Below are 22,446 nucleotides of genomic sequence, written 5' to 3'. Positions count from 1 at the left end.
TATAGCGGGTCGCACGGCGCGCTTACCCACCGACTGCCTGCAGCGCCAGGTCGTGGCTGTGCCCGAACCACAGCGCACGGTCGCGATGGTCGCGCAGCGCGTCGCCGGTATTCGGGTGCAGCAGCACGTCCAGCGCGCCGTGGTGGAGCGCCAGCCACGCCACCAGCCCGCCCAGCACGTCCGGCGCGAAGGCGATCTGGTAGCTCCAGCAAGGATGCGGCCCGACCGGACGATCGTGCACGCGGCCGAGCGCGATACGCGCGCCGAACGCCGCATCGAGGCCGGCGCGCAGCGCCAGTGCCGCGTCGCGGCTGGCGGCGTCGAAATAGACGTGGGCATGCCAGTCGGCAATGGCGCCGGCCGGGTCGGCGCCCGGATTGCCGTTGGACCGGACTTCGTCATGCATGGCGATTCTCCGCAGGCGGCGCGCCGGCGCGGGGAGGTCCCGTGCCTGGGCGCGCACATGCCGGGCGCGCCGGCCTTGGGCCGGCGGCGCATCCGGTGGCGGCCACGGTACCACAGCGGCGCGGCGCGTGCCGCTGTGGTGCGCAGGCGACACCCCCCCCTTCGGGGGATCAATTGCAATCGGCGTGTCAGGCAAGAATGCTCTGCGCACGGCCCGGTCATTCGATCCATGCCGCCGCTGCGCATCGCATTTCGGAGGGAGCCCGCTGATGATCGGCATTGATGTTCCGTTGTCGGTCCTGTTGTCGCTGACCGTGGCCTCGCTGGCATGCTACGCGGCGCTCGAGCTTGCCGGCAGCGTCCGCGGTGCCGGCACCAGGCGGGCGGGGTGGGCGACATGGGTCCGCCTGCCGTCGCGCCGGCTGGCCATCGCCTTGCTGCTGGGCGGCACCGTGACCGGCGCCTGGCACCTGGGTTGGCCGATGCTGCGCGCGCTGCCGGGCCGGATCGGCCTGGATGCGCGCTGGCTGGTCACGGCCGCGGCCGTCGCCTGCCCGCTGGCGCTGGCCGGTATGCTGCTGCTGGGACGGCGCGCCAGGCGGCTGACGCGCGCGCTGCAGCAAGCCCGCCTGCAGCTGCAGTACCTGGGGACGCACGATATGCTGACCGGCCTGCCCAACCGCCAGCAACTGGCCGAACAGATCGCGATCCGCCTGGCCAGCCGCATCGGCCAGGCCATCGAGGCGCGCACCGGCGCCGGGCACGCCGCCACGCTGTTCGTGCTGGGCCTGGATAATTTCCGCGCCATCAACGATTCGCTGGGGCACGCGGTCGGCGACGACGTACTCAAGGCCTGCGCGCAGCGCTTGCGCGAGATGGCGCACGAGGGCGACGTGGTAGCGCGCCTGGGCGGCGACCAGTTCGGCGTGCTGATGCATTCGCGGCCCGGCCGCCTCGAGGCCGCCGCGATCGCCACGGCGCTGCGCCAGGTGCTCGGCCGCTACGCGCTGGTGCACGATGTGCGCGTGCGGGTCAGCGCCAGCGTGGGCATCGCCCTGTGCCCGTCCGACGGGCGCGATGCCGAATCGCTGCTGCTGGCCGCCGATGCCGCCATGCAGTATGCCAAGCGCGCCGGCCGCAACACGCACCGCTTCTTCGAGGTCGGCATGCATGCCGACGCGGCGCGCACCCTGACGCTGCAGCGCGATCTGCAGCGGGCCCTGGACGAGGGGCACCTCAGCCTGGTGTTCCAGCCCAAGTACCGCATCGCCGGCCGCGCGCTGGCGGGCGCCGAGGCGCTGATCCGCTGGAACCACCCCGAGCTGGGCAACGTGCCGCCGCCGGAATTCATCCCGATCGCCGAACGTTCCGGGCAGATCATCCAGGTGGGAGAGTGGGTGATCCGGGAGGTCTGCCGCTGGATCCGCGACTGGGACAGCGAAGCCCTGCCGCCGGTGCAGATTTCCATCAACCTGTCGGCGGCGCAGTTCGAGGTGCCGGACCTGGCCGGGCGCGTCGACACCATCGTGCGCGCGGCGGGCGTGCGGCCGCAGCGCCTGATGTTCGAGATCACCGAATCGGTGGCGATGCAGAACGCCGAACGTGCCGCCGAGACCATCCGCGCCTTCCACGCGCACGGCTTCGAACTGGCCATCGACGATTTCGGCACCGGCTACTCGAGCCTGGCCTACCTGCAGCGTTTCAAGGTACGCCAGATCAAGGTCGATCGTTACTTCACGCAGGAACTCGATGAGCACGAGACGGAGGGCAAGGCGCTGCTGTCGGCCATCGTCACGCTGTCGCACGCCCTGCAGATGGAGGTGGTGGCCGAAGGCGTCGAGACCGGCAGCCAGCTCGATACGCTGACCAGCGTCGGCTGCGACGAGGTGCAGGGCTTCCTGCTGTCGCGGCCCTTGTCCGTGGCCGCCTTCCGCCAGCATCTCAGGGAGCGCCACGGCGCGGCCCACGCGGCCGGCGCCACCGACGTGGGCCGGATGCAGGGGCGGGCGGCCGCCGCCGCGCCGGCACCGCAGCCGTCCTGAGCCCCGGCATGCCGAGGCGGCGGGGTCAGGCCCGCTTGGGGATCTCCAGCCCGCGTGCCACCGCCGGCCGCGCCACGAAGGCGGCCAGCACGCGCGCGACGTTGGGGAAGTCGGCGAAGCCCACCAGCTCGCCCGCTTCGTAGAAGCCCACCAGGTTGCGCACCCACGGGAAGGTGGCGATATCGGCGATGGTGTAGTCGTCGCCCATGATCCAGTCACGCCCCGCCAGCCGTTCCTCCAGCACGCCCAGCAGGCGGCGCGCTTCCGCCACGTAGCGGTCGCGCGGGCGCTTGTCCTCGAAGTCGCGGCCGGCGAACTTGTGGAAGAAGCCCACCTGGCCGAACATCGGCCCGATGCCGGCCATCTGGAACATCAGCCACTGGATGGTCTCGTAGCGTGCCGCCGGTTCCTGCGGCAGCAGCCGGCCTGCCTTGTCGGCGAGGTAGATCAGGATGGCACCGGATTCGAACAGCGCGAGCGGCTTGCCGCCGGGGCCGTGGGGATCGAGGATGGCGGGTATCTTGTTGTTCGGGTTGAGCGACAGGAAGGCGGGCGACATCTGGTCCTGGCTGTCGAAGCGCACCAGGTGGGGCTCGTAGGGCAGGCCGGTCTCCTCCAGCATGATCGACACCTTGACGCCGTTGGGCGTCGGCAGCGAGTACAGCTGGATGCGGTCCGGATGCGCGGCGGGCCATTTCTGCGTGATGGGGAAGGCGGACAGGTCGGACATTGGCGGAGCCTGCAGGGCAGGCGCGAGTCGGGAAAACGCCGATGATAATCGAGGCGGCGCCGGCCTGCCGGCCGCGTGTCCCGGGCCATCCCGCGCCATCCCACGCCAGCCCGCTCGATTCCCCTTGCCTGCCATGCGGCACAATGGCCATCTGCGCGCGGCGGCAGCGTGCTTGTGCCGCCGCGCTCCGGGTTCCGGCCTGGCCTGGGCCGACCCGAGGCACCCTCCAGGGAAGACCCGATGACAAGACGACACCTCGCGCCCGCGTTCGCCGCCATCGCCACGGCCCAGCTGCTGCTGGCCGCGTGCGGCCACGTTCCGCCAGCGCGGGCGCCGGCCGCCGGCACGCCGCCCGGGGTCGAGGCCGGCTGCCGCGTGCCAGGCGACCGCGGTATCGTGGTCGGCGCCGGCCAGCCGGGCGATACCACGCTGCCGGAGCCGGCTTCCGGCTACCGCACCGGACTGCAGCCGGCCTTTGCCCGGCGCTATATGGTGTCGACCTCGAACGCGCTGGCCAGCGCCGCCGGTTGCGCGGTGCTCGCGCGCGGCGGCAGCGCGGCCGACGCGGCGGTCGCCGTGCAGGCGGTCCTGGGCCTGACCGTGCCCGAGGCTACCGGCCTCGGCGCGGGCGGGCTGCTGCTCTACTACGACGCGGGCAGGAAGACCGTGCAGGCCTACGACGGACGCGAGACCGCGCCCGCTGCCGCCACCGGCGACTACCTGCGCTATATCGACGCCGCCAGCGAACGCCAGGCGCCCCTGCCCAGCGCGCGCGCCAGCGGCCGCGCGATCGGCACCCCCGGCCTGCCGCGCCTGCTGGAGGCAGTGCAGCGGGACCACGGCAGGCTGGCCTGGCGGGACCTGTTCGGCGACGCCATCACGCTGTCCACCAACGGCTTCCCCATCGGCGGCCGCCTGGCCGACGCCATCGCTCTCAACGCGGCCAGCCTCAAGCGCGATCGCGCCGCGGCGGCCTACTTCCTCCACGCCGACGGCTCGCCCAAGGCGCTCGGCACGCGGCTGGCCAATCCCGCCTATGCGGACACGCTGCAGCGGCTGGCGGAGCAGGGCGCCGACGCGTTCTACACCGGCAGCATCGCGCAGGACATCGTCGCCAGCATCGCCACCACGCGGGCCGCCGACGGCAGCCCGATCACGCCGGGCAAGACCACGCTGGCCGACCTGGCCGGCTACCAGGCCAAGCGTCGCGAGCCGGTGTGCACCACCTACCGCGAATACTGGGTCTGCGGCATGCCGCCGCCGTCGTCCGGCGGCATCACCGTGGCGTCGGCGCTCGGCATCCTGGAACACTTCGACCTGGCACGGTACAAGCCGGCCGCCATCGATGGCGAAGGCGGGCACCCGAGTGTGACGGGCGTGCACCTGGTCAGCGAGGCCGAGCGCCTGGCCTACGCCGACCGCGACAAGTACGTGGCCGACACCGATTTCGTCCCGCTGCCGGGCGGCACCTGGGACACGCTGCTGAACCAGCGCTACCTGCAGGGCCGCGCCCGCTTGATCGACCTGCGCGCCAGCATGCGGACCGCCAGCCCGGGCAAGCTGGGCACGGTGCCGCTCGGCGTCGACCCGGCGCTGGTCGAGCACGGCACCAGCCACTTCAGCATCGTCGACGGCGACGGCAACGTCCTGACCGCCACCACCACCGTCGAGAGCAGCATGGGGTCCTTCCACATGACCCGCGGCTTCCTGCTGAACAACCAGCTGACCGATTTCTCCGCCGACCCCGCCGACCCCGCCGGCACGCCCTACGCCAACCGGCTGGCCCCGGGCAAGCGTCCGCGCAGCTCGATGGCGCCGACCCTGGTCTTCCGCAAGGCGGCGGACGGTTCCCGCGGCGACTTCCTCATGGCCACCGGCTCGCCCGGCGGCGGCGCCATCCCGCAGTATGTGGTGAAGACCCTGGTGGGCATGCTCGACTGGGGCCTCGACGCCCAGCAGGCAGCCGGCCTGGTCGACTTCGGCGCCTTCAACTCGCCCATCACCACGCTGGGCGGCGAGCATCCGTATATCGACACGGCCGACGGCGGCAACCGCGACGCGCTGATCACCGGCCTGCGCGCGCTGGGCCACACCGTCGGCACCGCCGCGCAGCCGAGCGGCGTCAACACCATCCTGCGCGTGTGGCGCGACGGCGTGCCGGTCCTGCAAGGCGGCACCGATCCGCGCCGCGAAGGCGTGGTGCTGGGCGACACCATCCGGCCCTGAGCCGTGCGGCGCGCGCAGCGCCGTCGCGGCCCCCCGACGGTGCTGGCCGCCTGTGCCCGATGACCTTGCGCGTAATGGGCAAGGCACGCTCCCTGGTCCAACATGGATCCGAACGCGCGGTACTCCGCGCGAGCGGTTCCCAACCTCACAGGAGCGAAGCCATGTCCATTACTCAACCTGCCCGATTCCTGCGCACCGTCCTGCTGGCCGACGCCGCCACCTGCCTGGCGACCGGCTGGCTGCTCGCCTTCGGCGCCGATTTCGTGCACGGCCTCACCGGCATCGCCGCCGGGCTGTCCTTCTACGCGGGCACGGCGTTGTTGCCGATCGGTGCCTTCATTGCGCTGGTGGCGACGCGCCTGCTGGTGGCGCCGGCGGTGTGGCTGGTGATCGCCGGCAATCTCAGCTGGGTTGCCGGGAGTGTGTGGTTGCTGGCGGAGGGGGGAGGCGGGGCGAATGCGCTTGGCATGGTTTTCATCGGTGCGCAGGCGCTGGTTGTCGCGGTGCTGGCTGAGATGGAGTTTTTGGGGGTGAGGAGGATGGTGGGGGGTGGGGGTTTGCGGGTGGAAGGGGTTTGATTTTCTTGTTGTTGGTTTGTCGTTTGGATTCGGGCGGTGTCGGTTTGCGAGGCAACGACCTGTTTCGACTCCCCCTGCGGGGAGCCGACTCGCTTTCGTGACGCAAGGCTTTTGCGCGTGGATTCGAGTGGTATCGGTCAGTGTGACAACGGCCTGTTTCGACTCCCCCTGCGGGGGAGCCGACCTACTTTCTTGGTCTTGCCCAAGAAAGTAGGCAAAGAAGGCGCGCCGGGTGCGGCTCAACCCCCCCTCGCGTGCTGTGGCAAAGAGCGGCCGGGCCCCAACTCGGATCGCCTTAAGGCGATCCTCAGACAGGGGGCCCTCTTTTCCGCTCTTTGCCTCAGCCCGCGAGGCGCCGCACACGGCAGGGAAAAGATGCCACGCCTCGCTGCGCTTCGGGCGGGGGGTGTGCGGCCAGCTTGCTGGCCGCACACCAATGCACACGTGACTCGATGCCTTGTCGCTTGTCTTCGGGGGGTGTCGGTCTGCGAGACAACGGCCTGTTTCGACTCCCCTGCGGGGAGCCGACTCGCTTTCGTGACGCAATGCTTTTGCGCGTGGATTCGAGTGGTATCGGTCAGTGTGACAACGGCCTGTTTCGACTCCCCCTGCGGGGGAGCCGACCTACTTTCTTGGTCTTGCCCAAGAAAGTAGGCAAAGAAGGCGCGCCGGGTGCGGCTCAACCCCCCCTCGCGTGCTGAGGCAAAGAGCGGCCGGGCCCCAACTCGGATCGCCTTAAGGCGATCCTCAGACAGGGGGCCCTCTTTTCCGCTCTTTGCCCCAGCACGCGAGGCGCCGCACACGGCAGGGAACAGACGCCACGCCTCGCTTCGCTTCGGGTGGGGGGTGTGCGGCCAGCTTGCTGGCCGCACACCAATGCACTCGTGACTTGGTGCTTTGTTGCTTGTCTTCGGGCGGTGTTGGTTTGCGAGGCAACGACCTGTTTCGACTCCCCCTGCGGGGGAGCCGACCTACTTTCTTGGTCTTGCCCAAGAAAGTAGGCAAAGAAGGCGCGCCGGGTGCGGCTCAACACCCCCTCGCGTGCTGAGGCAAAGAGCGGCCGGGCCCCAACTCGGATCGCCTTAAGGCGATCCTCAGACAGGGGGCCCTCTAATCCGCTCTTTGCCTCAGCCCGCGAGGCGCCGCACACGGCAGGGAACAGATGCCACGCCTCGCTTTGCTTCGGGTGACGGGTGTTCGGCCAGCTCGCTGGCCGAACACGAAGCCTCAGCAAATCTGACCATTACGCAAAAGCGAGCCCGCTCATAGACCAACGGTTGGCTTTTCCCTCCCGTGTGCGGCGCCTCGCGAATTGGCCCCGGCCGCCGATGAAGCCCGTCCGCTGTCTGAGCGGCCGCAGGCCGCGAGTTCGGACGGGCGCGGCGGCCGGGGCCCATTCGCGAGGGGGTCTCGCCGCACCCGGGTCGCCTTTCTTTGCTTACTTTCTTTGGCGAGACAAAGAAAGTGAGTCGGCTCCCCGCAGGGGAGTCGAAACAGGCCGTTGCCTCGCATACCAACACCGCCCAAACCCACATGACAAGCGTCAAGTCACGAGAGCCGAAACAGGCCGTTGCCCCGCAAACCGACACCGCCCGAAAAAATCTCCCGACGGCTCGAACAAGCAACACCGTTCAAGCCATCAAGACAAGCCACAACCCTTACTGCTTCGCTTTCTGCGCGTACTGCCACCCCATCTCCGCCATCGGCCGCGCCCGCTTGCCCGCATCCAGCGCCTGCGCCGACGAGGCCGTGCCGTCCACCACCCGCTTCATGATCCCCTGCAGGATGCCGGCAATGCGGAACATGCTGAAGGCCAGGTAGAAGTTCCAGTCGCCGGTGATCTCGCGCCCGGTGCGCTGTTCGTACAGCTTGCGGTAGCTGGCTTCGTCAGGGATGCCGAGCGAGGCATAGTCGAGGCCGGCGATGCCGCGGAACTGGCCCGGTGCGATATGCCAGCTCATGCAGTGGTAGCCGAAGTCGGCCATCGGATGGCCCAGCGTCGACAGTTCCCAGTCGAGCACGGCCAGCACGCGCGGCTCGGTCGGGTGGAACATCAGGTTGTCGAGGCGGTAGTCGCCATGGACGATGCTGGTCAGGTCGGCGCCTTCCTGCGGGATATGCTGCGGCAGCCATTCCATCAGCGCATCCATCGAGGGGATGGACTCGGTTTCCGACAGCTTGTACTGCTTGGTCCAGCGTTCGATCTGGCGCGAGAAGTAGTTGCCGGGCTTGCCGTAGTCGCCCAGGCCGATGGCCTGGTAGTCGACGCTGTGCAGGGCGGCGATGACGCGGTTCATCTCGTCGTAGATGGCGCCGCGCTCGCTGTTGCTCATGTCGGGCAGCGACTGGTCCCACAGCACGCGGCCGGCGACGTATTCCATCACGTAGAAGTCGCGGCCGATCACCGTTTCGTCGTCGCACAGCGCGTACATCTTCGCCACCGGGACGTCGGTGCCGGCCAGCGCGGCCATCACGCGGTACTCGCGCTCGATGGCGTGGGCCGAGGGCAGCAGCTTGGCGCGCGGGCCGGGCTTGGCGCGCATCACATAGGTGCACCCCGGCGTGATCAGCTTGAAGGTGGGGTTGGACTGGCCGCCCTTGAACTGTTCGACCGTCAGCGGGCCGGCGAAGCCGTCCACATGCTGGCGCATCCAGTCTTCGAGCGCGCCGAGGTCGAAGCGTTGCTGCTCGGCCACGGGCCGGGTGCCTTCGAAGTGCGATACGTTGCTCATGCTGTCTCCGTGTTTTTGTCGCGAGGGTTCCGTGCTTGGGTGCGGCGCGGCGTTCAGCCCGGCAGGGCGCGCAGCCGCAGGTATTGGTTCAGCATCACTTCCATGGTGGTGTGGCGCGGGCCGCTGTGCACCGGGGTCGGGGCCGAATAATTGAGCATGCGCACGACCCAGTCGCCGGGCGCCTGGCCGACATCGAGCACATTGATGCAGCCGGCGGTCTGCAGCAGCGAGCCGAAGAAGACGCGCTGGCCGCAGGTGATCGCATGCGACAGGATGGCGCGGTTGGTGCCGCCATGCAAGACCAGCAGGGCCGTGTCCCAGTCCGGGTCGGCGCGCAGCCGCTGCAGGCCGGGCAGCACGCGGTCGAGGAACTCGCCGACGCTCTCGCCGCCGAGGAAGCGCTGCTGCTCGGCGACCACGCCCTCGAAGGCGCCGAGAAAGGCGTCGCGCAGGCTGTCCTCGGGGATCTCGCTGATCTGGCCGCCGCGGATTTCCTGCCAGTCGCTCCAGGTCTCGGGGGTGCTGCCTTGCATGGCCGGGGTCTCGGCCAGCACACGCTGCGCGGTTTCCACCGTGCGCGGCAGGCCGCTGACGATGACGCGGTCGAAGCGGATGCCTTCGGCGGCGAAGGCGCGGCCGGCGGCGGTGGCCTGCATGCGGCCGGTCTCGTTGAGCACGACCTGCTCGGGCAGCGACTTGCGGCCGCGTTCGTCGAAGTAGTCGACCGCGCCGTGGCGCATCAGGTAAATGCGCCGGCGGGCGGCGGGGGCCAGCTCCATCCTTGTCTCCTCCATGCCTCTGGTGTGCCTTGGGGAGGCGCCTCGCGGCGCCATGTGACAAGGCCGGCGCCTGGTGGCGCCGGCCTTGCCGGGGGTGTTCAGCGGTAGTTCGGCTTGCGCTTTTCGAGGAAGGCGCTGATGCCTTCGCCGCCGTCCGGGTGGTGCAGCGCCGCCACGAAGCTGTCGCGCTCGGCCACCAGGTGCTCGGCGAGCGAGGCGCTGGCGGCATGATTGACCAGGTCCTTGATACGGCCTACCGCGTGCGGCGACTCGCCGGCCAGTTCGCCGGCCAGCTTGAGCGCCTCGGCCAGCGCCTGGCCCGGCGCGGCGATGCGGTTGACCAGGCCGAAGTGCTGCAGGCGCGCGGCGTCGACCGGCCGGCCCAGCATCATCAGCTCGCTGGCGAGCTGGCGGGGCAGGGCGCGCGCCAGTTCGTAGGAGCCGCCGCCGTCGGGCGTCAGGCCGACCTTGGCATAGGCCATGACGAACCTGGCGTCGCTGGCGGCGACGACGAAGTCGCAGGCGAGCACCAGCGAGAAGCCGGCGCCGGCCGCCGGGCCTTCGACCGCGGCGATGATGGGCTTGGGGAAGGCGTGCAGGCCTTCGATCCAGCGGTTCAGCACTTCGATGCTGCGCGCCTGCACCTCGGGCGGCTGGGCGCGGTTGCCGAGCAGCCGGTTGAGGTTGCCGCCGGCGCAGAACACGCCGTCGGCGCCGGTCAGCACGACCGCGCGCAGCGAGTCGTCGCCAGCGGCGGTTTCCAGCGCCGCCTGCGAGGCCGCGTAGATGTCCGGGTGCAGCGCATTGCGCGCCTCCGGGTTGGAGATGGTCAGCACCAGGGTGGAGCCGACGCGTTCGGAGAGGAGCTGTGCGGTCATCGGGACGGTCTCGGCGTGGCAGCGTCAGGGGCGGCCGGGTTGGGGGCAGGCGAGGGGCGGGCCCCTCAGGCTTCCTCGGCCAGCAGCGACAGGCCCAGGCCGGCGCGGCGCCACAGCCACGGGCTCGGGCGGTAGCGCATGTCGCCGGTCAGGCGTTCCATATTGCGCAGGGTCTCCAGCACCAGCGCCGGGCCGATGGCGTCGCCCAGGGCCAGCGGGCCCTTGGGGTAGCCCAGGCCCAGGTTGACCGCCAGGTCGATGTCGGACGGCGTGGCGATGCGCTGCTGGGCGATGTCGCTGGCGATGTTGACGATGCAGGAAACGATGCGCTGGGCGACGAAGCCGGCCGAGTCGCGGATCACGGTGACCGGCTTGCCGTCGCTGGCGAACAGGCCGTGCGCGGCGTCGCGCGCGGCGGCGCTGGTGGCCGGCGTGGTCATCAGGGTGCGGCGCTTGGTGGCCTCGAAGGGCAGCAGGGTGTCGATGGCCACCACGCGGCTGGCGTCCAGGCCTTCTTCCAGTGCGCTGGTGGTGGCGTCCAGGCCGAGCGGGGTGACCACGATCAGCGCCTCGGCCGAGGGCTGGTTGCCGACTTCCGGCGTCACGCCCAGGGCGATCAGCAGCTTGACCACCATGTCATGGCCGCGCTGGTTGGCGCGGCTGACCCAGACGCTGGCCGGGCGCGCGGCGGGCACCGCGGCGGCGACCGGCACCTGCTTGGCGCCGTTCTCGTAGCGGTAGAAGCCGGCGCCGGCCTTGCGGCCGATCAGGCCGCCCACCGAGCGGATCGCCGTGATCGGCGAGGGACGGTAGCGCGGTTCCTGGTAGAACTGGTTGTAGATCGATTCCATCACCGGGTGCGACACGTCCAGCCCGGTCAGGTCCATCAGTTCGAAGGGGCCCATGCGGAAGCCGGCCTGCTCGCGCATGATGTCGTCGATGTCGGCAAAGGCGGCCACGCCTTCCTGCGCCACCTTCAGGCCCTCGATGTTCATGCCGCGGCCGGCATGGTTGACGATGAAGCCGGGCATGTCCTTGCAGCGCACCGGGGTGTGGCCCATGCGGCGCGACAGCACCATCAGGGCGTCGCCCACGGCGGGGTCGCCGGACAGGCCGTCGATGACCTCGACCACCTTCATCAGCGGCACCGGGTTGAAGAAGTGGTAGCCGGCGATGCGGCCCGGGTGCCTGGCGCCCACGGCGATCGCGGTGATCGACAGCGAGGAGGTGTTGGAGGCGATGACGGCATCCGCGCGCAGGATGGCTTCCAGCTTGGCGACCAGATCGCGCTTGACCTCGAGCCGCTCGACGATGGCCTCGACCACCATGTCGCAGCCGGCCAGGTCTTCCAGCGCGGTGCAGGGCCGCACGCGCGCCAGCGCCGCGGCGCCTTCCTCGGCACTCAGCTTGCCCTTCTCGGTCAGTTTGGCGAAGGTGTCCTGCAGGTATTGGCGGGCGGCCGCCACGGCCTGCGGGTTGGTGTCGAAGAGATTGACGGCCAGTCCGGCCTGCGCGGCGATCTGGGCGATGCCGCGGCCCATGGCGCCGGTGCCGACGATGCCCAGGGATTCGATGGTGAGAGTGCTCATGGTGCTTCCGGGAAATTGCGGTTAAATTAGCACGATCGTACGTTTTTTGCATCTTTCGTGTAAGACGCAGGATGCAGCCAGCGTGCGCTGATCGGCCAGCGTTTCTGCCCGAGGCTTGCCGAACCGGTCGAAGGCCGACAATATGGCAGCGCCGCGCGCATGTCAGCATGCATGCCCGCATGCACGCGGACACCACCCCCAAGAACATCCGGAGACACACGACATGCTGAAGCTCTGCGGCTTTGCCGCCAGCAACTACTACAACAAGGTCAAACTCGCCCTGCTCGAAAAGAAGGTGCCGTTCGAGGAGGTGCTGGCCTGGGTCGGCGAGACCGACCTTGCGGCCACCCCGGCGGGCAAGGTGCCCTATATCATCACCGATGCCGGCCCGCTGTGCGAGTCCGAGGCCATCGCCGACTACATTGAATCGGCCTATCCGCAGTCGCCGCTGCTGCCGGCCGATGCCTTCGGCGCGGCCAAGGTGCGCGAACTGGTGGTGTTCATGGAGCTCTACCTGGAGCTGACGGCGCGCGAGCTCTACCCCGAGGCCTTCTTCGGCGGCAAGGTCAGCGACAGCGTCAAGGAGCGCCAGCACAAGCTGCTGTCGCGCTACATCCCCGCCTTCGCCAAGCTGGCCAGGTTCTCGCCCTATCTGGCCGGCGACACGTTCACGCTGGCGGACTGCGCGGCCCTGGCCCACCTGCCGCTGGTCTCTTCCTGCACCAAGATCATCTACGGCACCGACATGCTGGCCGACCTGCCGCTCAAGGACTACCTGAAGCTGCTGTCCGAGCGGCCGACCGTGCAGCAGGTCAACGCCGACCGCAAGGCCAACCTCGAACTGATGGCCAGCCGCCGCAAGTGAGCGGCTGAGTGGGCGAGCGCGGCCGCCGGCCGCGCCGCCGGAGCCGGCAGGAGCCAGTAGACGCAAGACGCCGGGTGCGCGCGCCGGCTATCGTGGCGCCATCCCATTCACGGAGCGGCAGCGATGACGGAACAGCGCGCGCCCGGCGTACGCATCGGCGGCGCCTCGGGCTTCTGGGGCGACAGCAGTGTCGGCCCGGTGCAACTGGTCGAGCACGGCGGTATCGACTACCTGGTGTTCGACTACCTGGCCGAACTGACCATGTCGCTGCTGGCGGCGGCCCGGCTCAAGCACCCCGAGGGGGGCTACGCCACCGATTTCATCACCGGCGCGATGCGCGCGGTGCTCAAGCCCGCGCTGGCGCGCGGCATCCGCATCGTCAGCAATGCCGGCGGGGTCAATCCGCGCGGCTGCGCCGAGGCGCTGCGCCGGCTGGCCGACGAGCAGGGCGTGCCGGTGCGCATCGCGGTGGTCGAGGGCGACGACCTGATGCCGCGCCTGGCCGAGCTGCGCGCGCTCGGCGTGAGCGACATGCAGACCGGCGCGCCGCTGCCCGAGCGGGTGCTCAGCGCCAATGCCTATTTCGGCGCCCAGCCGATCCGCGCCGCCCTCGATGCCGGCGCCGACATCGTCATCACGGGGCGCTGCGTCGACAGCGCGGTGACGCTGGGTGTGCTGATGCACGCCTTCGGCTGGCAGGCCGACGACTACGACAGGCTGGCCGCCGGCAGCCTGGCCGGCCATATCATCGAATGCGGCTGCCAGGCCACCGGCGGCCTGCACACCGACTGGGAGCGGGTGCCCGACTGGGCCGGGATCGGCTATCCGGTCATCGACTGCGCCGCCGACGGCAGCTTCGTGGTCGGCAAGCCGCCCGGCACCGGCGGGCTGGTCAGCACCGCCACCGTGGGCGAGCAGCTGCTCTATGAGATCGGCGATCCGGCCGCCTACCTGCTGCCCGACGTCACCTGCGACTTCACCGCCGTGCGGCTGCGCCAGCTCGGCCCGGACGCGGTCGAGGTGAGCGGCGCGCGCGGGCGTGCGCCGGGTCCGCAGTACAAGGTCTCCGCCACCTATGCCGACGGCTACCGCTGCAATGCGCAGCTCACCGTCGTCGGCGTCGACGCGGTGAAGAAGGCGCGCCGCAGCGGCGAGGCCTTCCTCGCCCGCACGCGGCGCCTGCTGGCACAGGCAGGCCTGCCCGACTTCTCGGCCACCCACCTGGAGGTGCTGGGCACGGCGGCGTCCTTCGGCCCGCACGTGCCGCAGCCCGCGCTCTACGAAGCGGTCATGTGGCTGGCCGTGTCGCATGCGGACAAGCGCGCGCTGGAGCTGTTCGCGCGCGAGATCGCGCCGGCCGGCACCTCCTGGTCGCCCGGCACCACCGGCGTGGGCGGGCGGCCGTCGGTCAGCCTGTCGATCAAGCAGTTCCCGCTGCTGGTGCCCAAGGCGTTCGCCCAGCCCGCCGTGACGCTGGACGGCGAGCCGCTGCCGTTCGCCATGCAGGCCCCGGCGGCGCCAGAGGCCGTCCCGGTTCCGGCCGCAGGCGGGGCGGACGGCATCTTCGGCGCGCAGCCGCCCCAGCCGGACTGGGTCGAGGTGCCGCTGATCCGGCTGGCCTACGGCCGCAGCGGCGACAAGGGCGATTTCTCCAATATCGGCATCCTGGCGCGCCGTGCCGACTACCTGCCGCTGCTTGCCGCGCAATTGACCGAGGCCGCCGTGGCCGCCTACCTGGCCCACCTGGTCAAGGGCCGGGTCACGCGCTTCGCGCTGCCCGGCATCGGCGCCTTCAATTTCCTGTGCGAGGCGGCGCTGGGCGGCGGCGGCATGGCCTCGCTGCGCAACGATCCGCTCGGCAAGGGCATGGGCCAGGTGCTGCTGAGCATGCCGGTGCGCGTGCCGCCGGGGCTGGCCGCTGCCCTGGACGCCGAAGCGGGCACTGCAGCCGACGCGGCAGCGGCCGCCTGAGCCGCCTGAGCCGCGTGGCGGCCGCCCAGCCGGCCGCCAAGCCGGCCGTCTTAGTCCGGGGCGGGGCCGCAGCCGCCGGCCTTGCCTCTCTACCCGACGCCGTTTCCAGGAGTCCCCGTGAACGACAGTTGCCGTGACCTGCTCGACGAATACCAGGACCTTGCCGCGCTGGCGCAGACCCTCGGCGCGGAGGAGTGGGCCCGTGCCACCGACTTCCACGGCTGGAGCGCCTGGGACGAGATCGCCCACCTCTGCTTCTTCGACGAGGCCTCCCTGCTGGCCATCGGCGACGCCGATGCCTTCCAGCGCGAGGCGCTGGAGCTGGGCCGGCTGATGGCCGCGGGCGGACATATCAGCGCGGTCGCGCGCGAGCGCTACCGCGGCCTGGACGGCCCCGCGCTGCTGGCGCGCTGGCGCCAGCGCCACGAGGCGCTGGTGGCCGGGCTGGCCGCGCTGGATGCCAGGCACCGGCTGCCCTGGTACGGACCGCCGATGAGCGCGCGCTCCTTCGCCACCGCGCGCCTGATGGAAACCTGGGCGCACGGACAGGACATCTGGGACGCGCTGGGACGGCGCCGCCCGGCCAGCGTACGGCTGCGGCATATCGCCCATCTCGGCGTCGGCACTTTCGGCTGGACCTTCGTCAACCGCGGCCAGCCGGTGCCGGAACCGATGCCCTATGTCGAACTGGCCGCGCCGGACGGCGCCACCTGGCAGTGGGGCGAGCCGTCGGCGCGCCACTACGTGCGCGGCACGGCCGAGGATTTCTGCCTGCTGGTCACGCAGCGGCGCCACCTGGACGACACCGCGCTGGCCTATAGCGAGGGTGCCGCCACGCAGTGGCTGGCGCAGGCGCAGTGCTTCGCCGGCCCGCCCGCCGACGGCCCAGCGGCCGGCACGCGCGCGCGGCGCGTGGCGGCCGGCGGCGCCGGTTGATGCCGGCCGCCGCGCAGCGCGCGCCGGCCGCGGCGCAGGAGGCCGCGGCGGGGTGGGCGCCGGCCGGCGTGCCGCTCGTGCTGTCGCAGCGCGCCGCCATCGATGCCGCGCTGGCGCGCTGCGTGCCGGAGCAGGACCAGCACTGCCTGTCCGACGCGGCCTTCTCCAACCTCTACCTGTTCCGCCGCCCGCACGCCTACCGCTTCCACGACGGCGCCTTCCCCTACGTTTCCGGCCTGACCTATGACGGCAGCGCGCACGCGTTGCCGCTGTTCGCGCCGGCGGAGGCGCCGCCCGCGGTACTGCAGGCGCTGTTGCGCGCGCACGGGCGCCTGTACCCGCTCTCCGGCGGCCAGCTCGCGCGTCTCGATCCGGTGCGCTTCGCCTGGCAGGCCGTGCGCGACGACGCCGACTACCTCTATCCGGCCGATCACTTCCGCCACTACCGCGGCACGCTGCTCGGCAAGAAGCGCAACCTGATGCGGCAACTGCTTTCCGCCCATGCGGTGACGGCGCGGCCCTACGTGCCGGCGCTGGCCGGCGCGGCCATGGCGGTGCAGGTGCAATGGCTGCGCGACAAGGGCAAGCTGGCCGGCGAGGCCGACGATGAGGCCTGTGCCGAGGCGCTGCGGTTCGTCAACGCGCTCGGCCTGCAAGGCGTGCTCTTCGAGGCCGATGGCGAGCCGGCCGGCTTCGTGCTGGCGCAGCACATCCGCCCCGGGGTCTACGTGATGCGCTTCGCCAAGGGACTCGACCGCTTCAAGGGCATCTACCAGTACATGTTCCACCACTTCTGCAGCGAAGCCGCGCCGGACGCGGCGTGGATCAATTTCGAGCAGGACATGGGGCTGGACAATTTCCGCCGCACCAAGCTCTCGTACCAGCCGGCCGCGCTGCTGCCCAAGTACCGCGTGACCCTGCGCTGAAGCGGGCATCGGGGGGCGTTTCAAGCGCGCTTGCGCCGCGTCCGAAACCACGTCCGTGTGGCGTCCCGCCGCGCTTGCAGGGAAATCAGCCAGTATGCGCAAGACGCCTCCGGGGTGCCGCCCGACAATGGCTGGCAGGCGGCGGCGAGGCAAGCGCGGCTCCCCTGGCGGCAGCACCGCGCGGGGCGCCGGCCCTGGCCGCCAAGGACTTCCCCACGGCGCCATTCCCCATGCCCCAGATCGAAACCCGAATCTCCCCGTCGAGCAGCGCCTTCCAGGCCAACCGCGAAGGCATGCTGGCCTTGCTGGCCCGTATCCAGGAGTACGAGCAGCGCGCGGTGCAGGCCTCGGCCGCCTCGCGTGAACGCTTCGCCCGGCGCGGCCAACTGCTGCCGCGCGAGCGGCTGGCGCTGCTGCTCGACCCGGGCGCGCCCTTCCTCGAACTGAGCACGCTGGCCGGGCTAGGCCTCGACCATGCGGACCTCGACAAGAGCGTGCCGGGCGGCGGCCTGATCGCCGGCATCGGCTTCGTCAGCGGCGTGCGCTGCATGGTCAGCGTGTCGGATGCCGGCATCGACGCCGGCGCATTGCAGCCCAAGGGGCTGGATAAGCAGCTGCGCGTGCAGGAACTCGCGCTGGAGAACCGCCTGCCCTATGTGCAGCTGGTGGAAAGCGCGGGCGCCAACCTGATGCGCTACCGCGTGGAGGACTTCGTGCGTGGCGGCCAGCTGTTCCGCAACCTGGCGCGCCTGTCCGCGGCCGGACTGCCGGTGGTGACGGTCACCCATGGCTCGTCCACCGCCGGCGGCGCCTACCAGACCGGCCTGTCGGACTACATCATCCTGGTGCGCGGCCGCTCGCGCGCCTTCCTGGCCGGCCCGCCGCTGCTGATGGCCGCCACCGGCGAGGTGGCGACCGAGGAGGAGCTGGGCGGTGCCGAGATGCACACCAGCATCTCGGGCCTGGGCGACTACCTGGCCGAGGACGACCGCGACGCGCTGCGCATGGCGCGCGACATCCTGGCCAAGATCGACTGGCAGCGCGGCGTGCCCGGCTTCGGCGAAGCGGCGCCGCGCGCCTTCAAGCCGCCGCGCTTCGATGCGGAGGAACTGCTCGGCATCATGCCGCTGGACCACAAGCGCCCGGTCGACATGAAGGAGGTGATCGCCCGCATCGTCGACGATTCCGACTTCCTCGAGTTCGGCGAGAACTACGGCTCGGCCACCGTGTGCGGCAACGCCCGCATCGAGGGCTGGCCGGTGGGCATCATCACCAACAACGGGCCGATCGATCCGGCCGGTGCGACCAAGGCCACCCACTTCATCCAGGCCTGCTGCCAGGCGCGCACGCCCATCCTCTACCTGAACAACACCACCGGCTTCATGGTGGGGCGCAGTGTGGAGGAGGGGGGCATCATCAAGCACGGCTCCAAGATGATCCAGGCCGTCAGCAATGCCACCGTGCCCCAGATCACGCTGTACTGCGGCGCCTCCTTCGGTGCCGGCAACTACGGCATGTGCGGGCGGGGCTTCGCGCCGCGCTTCTGCTTCTCCTGGCCCAACGCCAAGACCGCGGTGATGGGCGGCGAGCAGGCCGCGCGCACCATGGCCATCGTGGCCGAGGCCGGCATGAAGCGCAAAGGCGGCGAGGCCGACGCGGCCCAGCTCGAAGCGCTGCAGCAACGCATCATCGAGCGCTTCGACAGCCAGATGAGTGTCTTCGTCACCAGCGCGCACGTGCTCGACGACGGCGTGATCGATCCGCGCCAGACGCGCAGCGTGCTGGCCAACGTGCTGGCGGTGTGCCGCGATGCGCAGGCGGCGCAGCCGCAAGCCATGCAGTTTTCCGTGGCGCGGCCCTGATCCGGCCAGGATTCCGGCCGCCCGACCGCTTCCTCCTTTCCCCCATTCCATCCGGAGAGCAACCCATGCAGTTGACCCCCGAGCACGAGGCGCTGCGCGCCACCATCAAGCGCTTTATCGCCGAGCAGATCAACCCGCACGTCGATGCCTGGGAAGAGGCGGAAACCTTCCCGGCCCACGAGGTCTTCCGCAAGATGGGCGCGCTGGGCCTGCTCGGCCTGTCCAAGCCCGAGGAGAACGGCGGCGCCGGCCTCGACTACTCCTACAGCGCCGTGCTGGCCGAGAGCCTGGCCGACATCAATTGCGGCGGCGTGCCGATGGCGATCGGCGTGCAGACCGACATGGCCACACCGGCGCTGGCGCACCGCGGCAGCGAGGAGGTGCGGCGCACCTTCCTCGAGCCGGCCATCCGCGGCGAGTATGTCGCCTGCCTGGGCGTGTCGGAGGTCGGCAGCGGCTCCGACGTGGCCTCGGTCCGCACCACCGCGCGCCGCGACGGCGACGACTACGTGATCAACGGCGGCAAGATGTGGACCACCAATGGCACCCAGGCCGATTTCTGCTGCGTGCTGGCCAATACCTCGGAGGGCGCGCCCCACCGCAACAAGAGCCTGATCGTGGTGCCGATGGAGACGCGCGGCGTGTCGGTGGCCAAGAAGCTGCGCAAGATCGGCATGGACGCCTCCGACACGGCCCAGCTCTTCTTCGACGACGTGCGCGTGCCGGCGCGCTGGCGCATCGGCGAGGAAGGCATGGGCTTCACCTACCAGATGGAGCAGTTCCAGGTGGAGCGGCTGTGGGGCGCGCTCAATACGCGCGCGGTCTGCCAGAAGGCGATCGACCTGACCATCGAGTACACGCGCGAGCGCAGCGTGTTCGGGCGCCCGTTGCTGGACAACCAGTGGGTGCACTTCACGCTGGCCGAGCTGCAGACCGAGGTGGAGGCGCTGCGCGCGCTGTGCTGGCACGCGGTGGAGGTCATGGTGGGTGGCGAGGATGCCACCCGCCTGGCCACCATGGCCAAGCTCAAGGCCGGCCGCCTGGTGCGCGAGACCGCCGACCGCTGCCTGCAGTTCTGGGGCGGCATGGGCTATGTGATGGAGAGCCCGATCTCGCGCATCTATCGCGACGGGCGGCTGACCTCGATCGGCGGTGGCGCCGACGAGGTCATGCTGCAGATCCTGTGCAAGTTCATGGGGACGTTTCCGGTGGGGCGGTAGAGACCGGTATGGCGAAAAGGGGACCGAGGTGGCCGCACGTTTTCCGCGCTTGCCTGGAGGGCGTTGGCCATTGAACCCAACGGCCATACGACATCCCCGCTGCGCGGGGCTGCCGGTCACTTTTCTTTGCGTTCTGCAAAGAAAAGTAACCCAAAGAAAGCAGACCCTGCCGGGGGCAGGGCAACAAGGCTTTCCGGCGGCATCTCCAGCTGCGGTGGGCGCGCCGCTTCCGCAGGCCGCTGCCGCGTCCGAGACCGGCGTGGCAGGTGCCTGCCAGCGCCGGGAGCAGGGATCGCGGTCCCCTGATGGCGAGTCGCCGAGGTCGTTCGACCCTCCTGCCGCTACCGAGGCTGGCGGCCACTTCCTGTCCGGCGTGGCCGGTTGCGTGGTGGGGGCGCTGGCACGGTCCGCGCGCGTGCGCTGGCCGGTCCGATGGCTTGCCGCCCGCCTGCCGTCCGCCACCGGTGCCACTGGTTTTCTCCCCTCTCCCGCATGCGAGAGAGGGGCGGGGGAGGGGGCCGGCGCTCGCCATCGCGATCCGGCCACTTGCCCGGCCGCGGAAAGGGCAAGCGCGAAGCAGGCAGAGGCAGGCAGATGGCACCTTGTATCCCGTCCGCGGCGCCGACCACCCCGCAGGAAGTCCGCATCCAATCAAGACACGCAGCAAGAACACTCCACACCATGACCCAGTCCACCCCTTTCCACAAGATCCTGATCGCCAACCGCGGCGAGATCGCCTTGCGCGTGATGCGCAGCGCCGCTGCGCTGGGCTACCGCACGGTGGCGGTCTATTCGAGCGCCGACGCCGGCGCGCGCCATGTGCTGGAGGCCGACCAGGCGGTCTGCATCGGCGAAGCGCTGCCGGCGCAGTCCTACCTGCGCAGCGAGGCCATCATCGAGGCGGCGCGCCGCAGCGGCGCCGACGCGGTCCACCCAGGCTACGGCTTCCTGGCCGAGAACGCCGACTTCGCGCGCGCCTGCCGCGCGGCCGGGCTGGTCTTCATCGGCCCCTCGCCGGAGGCCATCGACGCCATGGGCAACAAGGCCGGCGCCAAGCGCCTGATGCGGGACGCCGACGTGCCCTGCATCCCTGGCTACCAGGGCGAGGACCAGAGCGACGAACGCATGGCGGCCGAGGCCGCGCGCATCGGCTTTCCGGTCATGATCAAGGCCGCCGCCGGCGGCGGCGGGCGCGGCATGCGGCTGGTCGAGCGCCAGCCGGACTTCCTCGCGCTGCTGCACAGCGCGCGTTCGGAGGCGCAGGGTGCCTTCGGCAATCCCGAGGTGATCCTGGAGCGCGCCATCGTGGCGCCGCGCCATATCGAGATCCAGGTCTTCGCCGACCGGCACGGCAACGTGATCCATCTGGGTGAGCGCGATTGCTCGGTGCAGCGCCGCCACCAGAAGCTGATCGAAGAGGCGCCGTCGCCGGCGGTCGGGCCGGAACTGCGCGCGCGCATGGGCGCCACCGCCGTGGCGGCGGCGCGCGCGATCGGCTACGAGGGGGCTGGCACGCTGGAGTTCCTGCTGGATGCCGCCGGCAACTACTACTTCATGGAGATGAACACCCGGCTGCAGGTGGAGCACCCGGTGACCGAGGCCATCACCGGGCTCGACCTGGTGGCGCTGCAGCTGCGCGTGGCCGCGGGCGAGCCGCTGCCGCTGGCGCAGCAGGACGTGCGTTTCAGCGGCCATGCCATCGAGGTGCGGCTGTGTGCCGAGGATGCCGGCCAGGGCTTTCTGCCGCAGAGCGGCACCATGGTGCGCTGGCAGCCGGCGGCGGCGCTGCGCACCGAACACGCGCTGGCGCCGGGGGCCACGGTGTCGCCGTACTACGACTCCATGATCGCCAAGCTGGTGGCGCACGGCGCCAACCGCGAAGAGGCGCGCCGGCGCTTGCTGCACGGCCTGCAGGACACGGTGGCGCTGGGCGTCACCACCAACCAGGATTTCCTCGCGCGCTGCCTCGCGCATGGCGAGTTCGCCGCCGGCGGTGCCACCACGGCCTTCATCGAGCGCCACCAGGCGGCCCTGCTGCAGGCCGACGAGGCAGGGCGCGCGCGCGCCGCCGCGGTGGCGGCGCTGCTGCTGCACGAGACCGCCTCCGGCGCCGCGCGCGCGGCCAGCCTGCTGGCGCACCGGTTGCCGATCGGCCTGCGCTTCGACATCGACGGCGAAGCCTGCGAATGCGCGCTGCGCTGCCTGGGCGGGCCGCGCTTCGAGGCCGAGGTCCGCCTGGGCGAGGCCACCGAGGCGCGCCGTTTGGCCCTCGAAACCGTGGCGCTGGGCGAAGGCCGGGCGCGCCTGCAGTGCGATGGCGTGACCGGCAGCGTGGTGTTCGCGCGCGACGGCGAGGCCTTGCTGATGCACCTGGACGGGCGTCCCTGCCGTGTCGAGGACCGCAGCCGCGCGGCCGCCGTGCGTGCCGCCGCCGCGGGTGGCGACGGCAGGCTGCTGGCGTCGATGAACGGCCGCGTGGTCAGCGTGATGGTGGCGGTCGGCGACCGCGTCGAGGCCGGGCAGCCGATGGTCACGCTGGAGGCGATGAAGATGGAGCATATCCATGTGGCGCCGGTGACGGGGCGGGTGGCCGCCTTGCACGTGATCGCGGGCGACCAGGCGGCGGCGCGCCGGCTGATCGCCGAGGTCCTGCCCGAGGCCGCAGAGGCTGGCGAGGCTGCCGAGGCCCGCGCGGCCTGAGCCGTGT

General features: G+C 70.8%; 16 protein-coding genes. 10 read left to right on the top strand and 6 right to left on the bottom strand.

The window, feature by feature from the left end:
• Nucleotides 1-22: 22 nt before the first annotated feature.
• Nucleotides 23-406, bottom strand: a complete 384-nt coding sequence (locus tag BKK79_RS04595) for a DOPA 4,5-dioxygenase family protein (RefSeq protein WP_071011985.1) — start codon at nucleotides 404-406, stop codon at nucleotides 23-25.
• Between the two features lie 268 nt (nucleotides 407-674).
• Between BKK79_RS04595 and BKK79_RS04590 the strand changes: the two genes are divergently transcribed.
• Nucleotides 675-2,447 (top strand): putative bifunctional diguanylate cyclase/phosphodiesterase, encoded by a 1,773-nt coding sequence (locus BKK79_RS04590; protein ID WP_071037236.1) that lies wholly within the window; start codon nucleotides 675-677, stop codon nucleotides 2,445-2,447.
• 25 nt (nucleotides 2,448-2,472) lie between these two features.
• On the opposite strand, the gene BKK79_RS04585 is transcribed toward BKK79_RS04590, so the two are convergent.
• Nucleotides 2,473-3,177: a glutathione binding-like protein gene (locus BKK79_RS04585; RefSeq protein ID WP_071011989.1), complete on the bottom strand. Its 705-nt coding sequence runs from the start codon at nucleotides 3,175-3,177 to the stop codon at nucleotides 2,473-2,475.
• Between the two features lie 240 nt (nucleotides 3,178-3,417).
• Here BKK79_RS04585 and BKK79_RS04580 point away from each other — a divergent pair, with 240 nt between their 5' ends.
• Nucleotides 3,418-5,403: a gamma-glutamyltransferase family protein gene (locus BKK79_RS04580; protein WP_071037235.1), complete on the top strand. Its 1,986-nt coding sequence runs from the start codon at nucleotides 3,418-3,420 to the stop codon at nucleotides 5,401-5,403.
• 161 nt (nucleotides 5,404-5,564) lie between these two features.
• Nucleotides 5,565-5,981: a hypothetical protein gene (locus BKK79_RS04575; RefSeq protein ID WP_071037234.1), complete on the top strand. Its 417-nt coding sequence runs from the start codon at nucleotides 5,565-5,567 to the stop codon at nucleotides 5,979-5,981.
• 1,658 nt (nucleotides 5,982-7,639) lie between these two features.
• Here the strand turns inward: BKK79_RS04575 and BKK79_RS04570 are convergent.
• From BKK79_RS04570 to BKK79_RS04555, 4 genes are all read right to left on the bottom strand, one after another.
• Nucleotides 7,640-8,713, bottom strand: a complete 1,074-nt coding sequence (locus BKK79_RS04570; RefSeq protein ID WP_071037233.1) for a phosphotransferase — start codon at nucleotides 8,711-8,713, stop codon at nucleotides 7,640-7,642.
• 53 nt (nucleotides 8,714-8,766) lie between these two features.
• The gene (locus tag BKK79_RS04565) at nucleotides 8,767-9,492 is read right to left on the bottom strand and encodes a histidine phosphatase family protein (protein WP_071037232.1); all 726 of its coding nucleotides are present in this window, start codon (nucleotides 9,490-9,492) and stop codon (nucleotides 8,767-8,769) included.
• A 98-nt stretch (nucleotides 9,493-9,590) separates the two neighbouring features.
• Nucleotides 9,591-10,370, bottom strand: coding sequence for an oxepin-CoA hydrolase, alternative type (locus BKK79_RS04560; RefSeq protein ID WP_071011998.1), 780 nt, complete (start codon nucleotides 10,368-10,370; stop codon nucleotides 9,591-9,593).
• A 65-nt stretch (nucleotides 10,371-10,435) separates the two neighbouring features.
• Entirely contained in the window at nucleotides 10,436-11,959 is a 1,524-nt protein-coding gene (locus tag BKK79_RS04555; protein ID WP_071037231.1) for a 3-hydroxyacyl-CoA dehydrogenase, read from the bottom strand.
• Nucleotides 11,960-12,182: 223 nt separating this feature from the next.
• Here BKK79_RS04555 and BKK79_RS04550 point away from each other — a divergent pair, with 223 nt between their 5' ends.
• The 7 genes from BKK79_RS04550 (at nucleotide 12,183) to BKK79_RS04520 (ending at nucleotide 22,439) form a co-directional block, all read left to right on the top strand.
• Nucleotides 12,183-12,824 (top strand): glutathione S-transferase, encoded by a 642-nt coding sequence (locus BKK79_RS04550; RefSeq protein ID WP_071012001.1) that lies wholly within the window; start codon nucleotides 12,183-12,185, stop codon nucleotides 12,822-12,824.
• A 123-nt stretch (nucleotides 12,825-12,947) separates the two neighbouring features.
• Nucleotides 12,948-14,795, top strand: a complete 1,848-nt coding sequence (locus tag BKK79_RS04545) for an acyclic terpene utilization AtuA family protein (RefSeq protein WP_071037230.1) — start codon at nucleotides 12,948-12,950, stop codon at nucleotides 14,793-14,795.
• Nucleotides 14,796-14,912: 117 nt separating this feature from the next.
• Complete coding sequence (locus BKK79_RS04540) at nucleotides 14,913-15,731, top strand: TIGR03084 family metal-binding protein (protein WP_071037229.1); 819 nt, start codon at nucleotides 14,913-14,915, stop codon at nucleotides 15,729-15,731.
• Nucleotides 15,731-16,657, top strand: a complete 927-nt coding sequence (locus BKK79_RS04535; RefSeq protein ID WP_071037228.1) for a phosphatidylglycerol lysyltransferase domain-containing protein — start codon at nucleotides 15,731-15,733, stop codon at nucleotides 16,655-16,657. The genes BKK79_RS04540 and BKK79_RS04535 overlap by 1 nt, the downstream gene beginning before the upstream one ends.
• Before the next feature lie 230 nt (nucleotides 16,658-16,887).
• Nucleotides 16,888-18,519 (top strand): acyl-CoA carboxylase subunit beta, encoded by a 1,632-nt coding sequence (locus BKK79_RS04530; protein ID WP_071037227.1) that lies wholly within the window; start codon nucleotides 16,888-16,890, stop codon nucleotides 18,517-18,519.
• A gap of 65 nt (nucleotides 18,520-18,584) precedes the next feature.
• Nucleotides 18,585-19,739, top strand: coding sequence for an acyl-CoA dehydrogenase family protein (locus tag BKK79_RS04525; RefSeq protein ID WP_071012009.1), 1,155 nt, complete (start codon nucleotides 18,585-18,587; stop codon nucleotides 19,737-19,739).
• A gap of 681 nt (nucleotides 19,740-20,420) precedes the next feature.
• On the top strand, nucleotides 20,421-22,439 hold the full coding sequence (locus BKK79_RS04520) for an acetyl/propionyl/methylcrotonyl-CoA carboxylase subunit alpha (protein WP_071037226.1): 2,019 nt from the start codon (nucleotides 20,421-20,423) through the stop codon (nucleotides 22,437-22,439).
• Nucleotides 22,440-22,446 lie beyond the last annotated feature (7 nt).

This window comes from Cupriavidus sp. USMAA2-4 (assembly GCF_001854305.1).
GTDB lineage: Bacteria > Pseudomonadota > Gammaproteobacteria > Burkholderiales > Burkholderiaceae > Cupriavidus > Cupriavidus malaysiensis.
The sequence above is the reverse complement of the archived record's forward strand: the minus strand, read 5'-3'. Positions and strand labels throughout refer to the sequence as shown.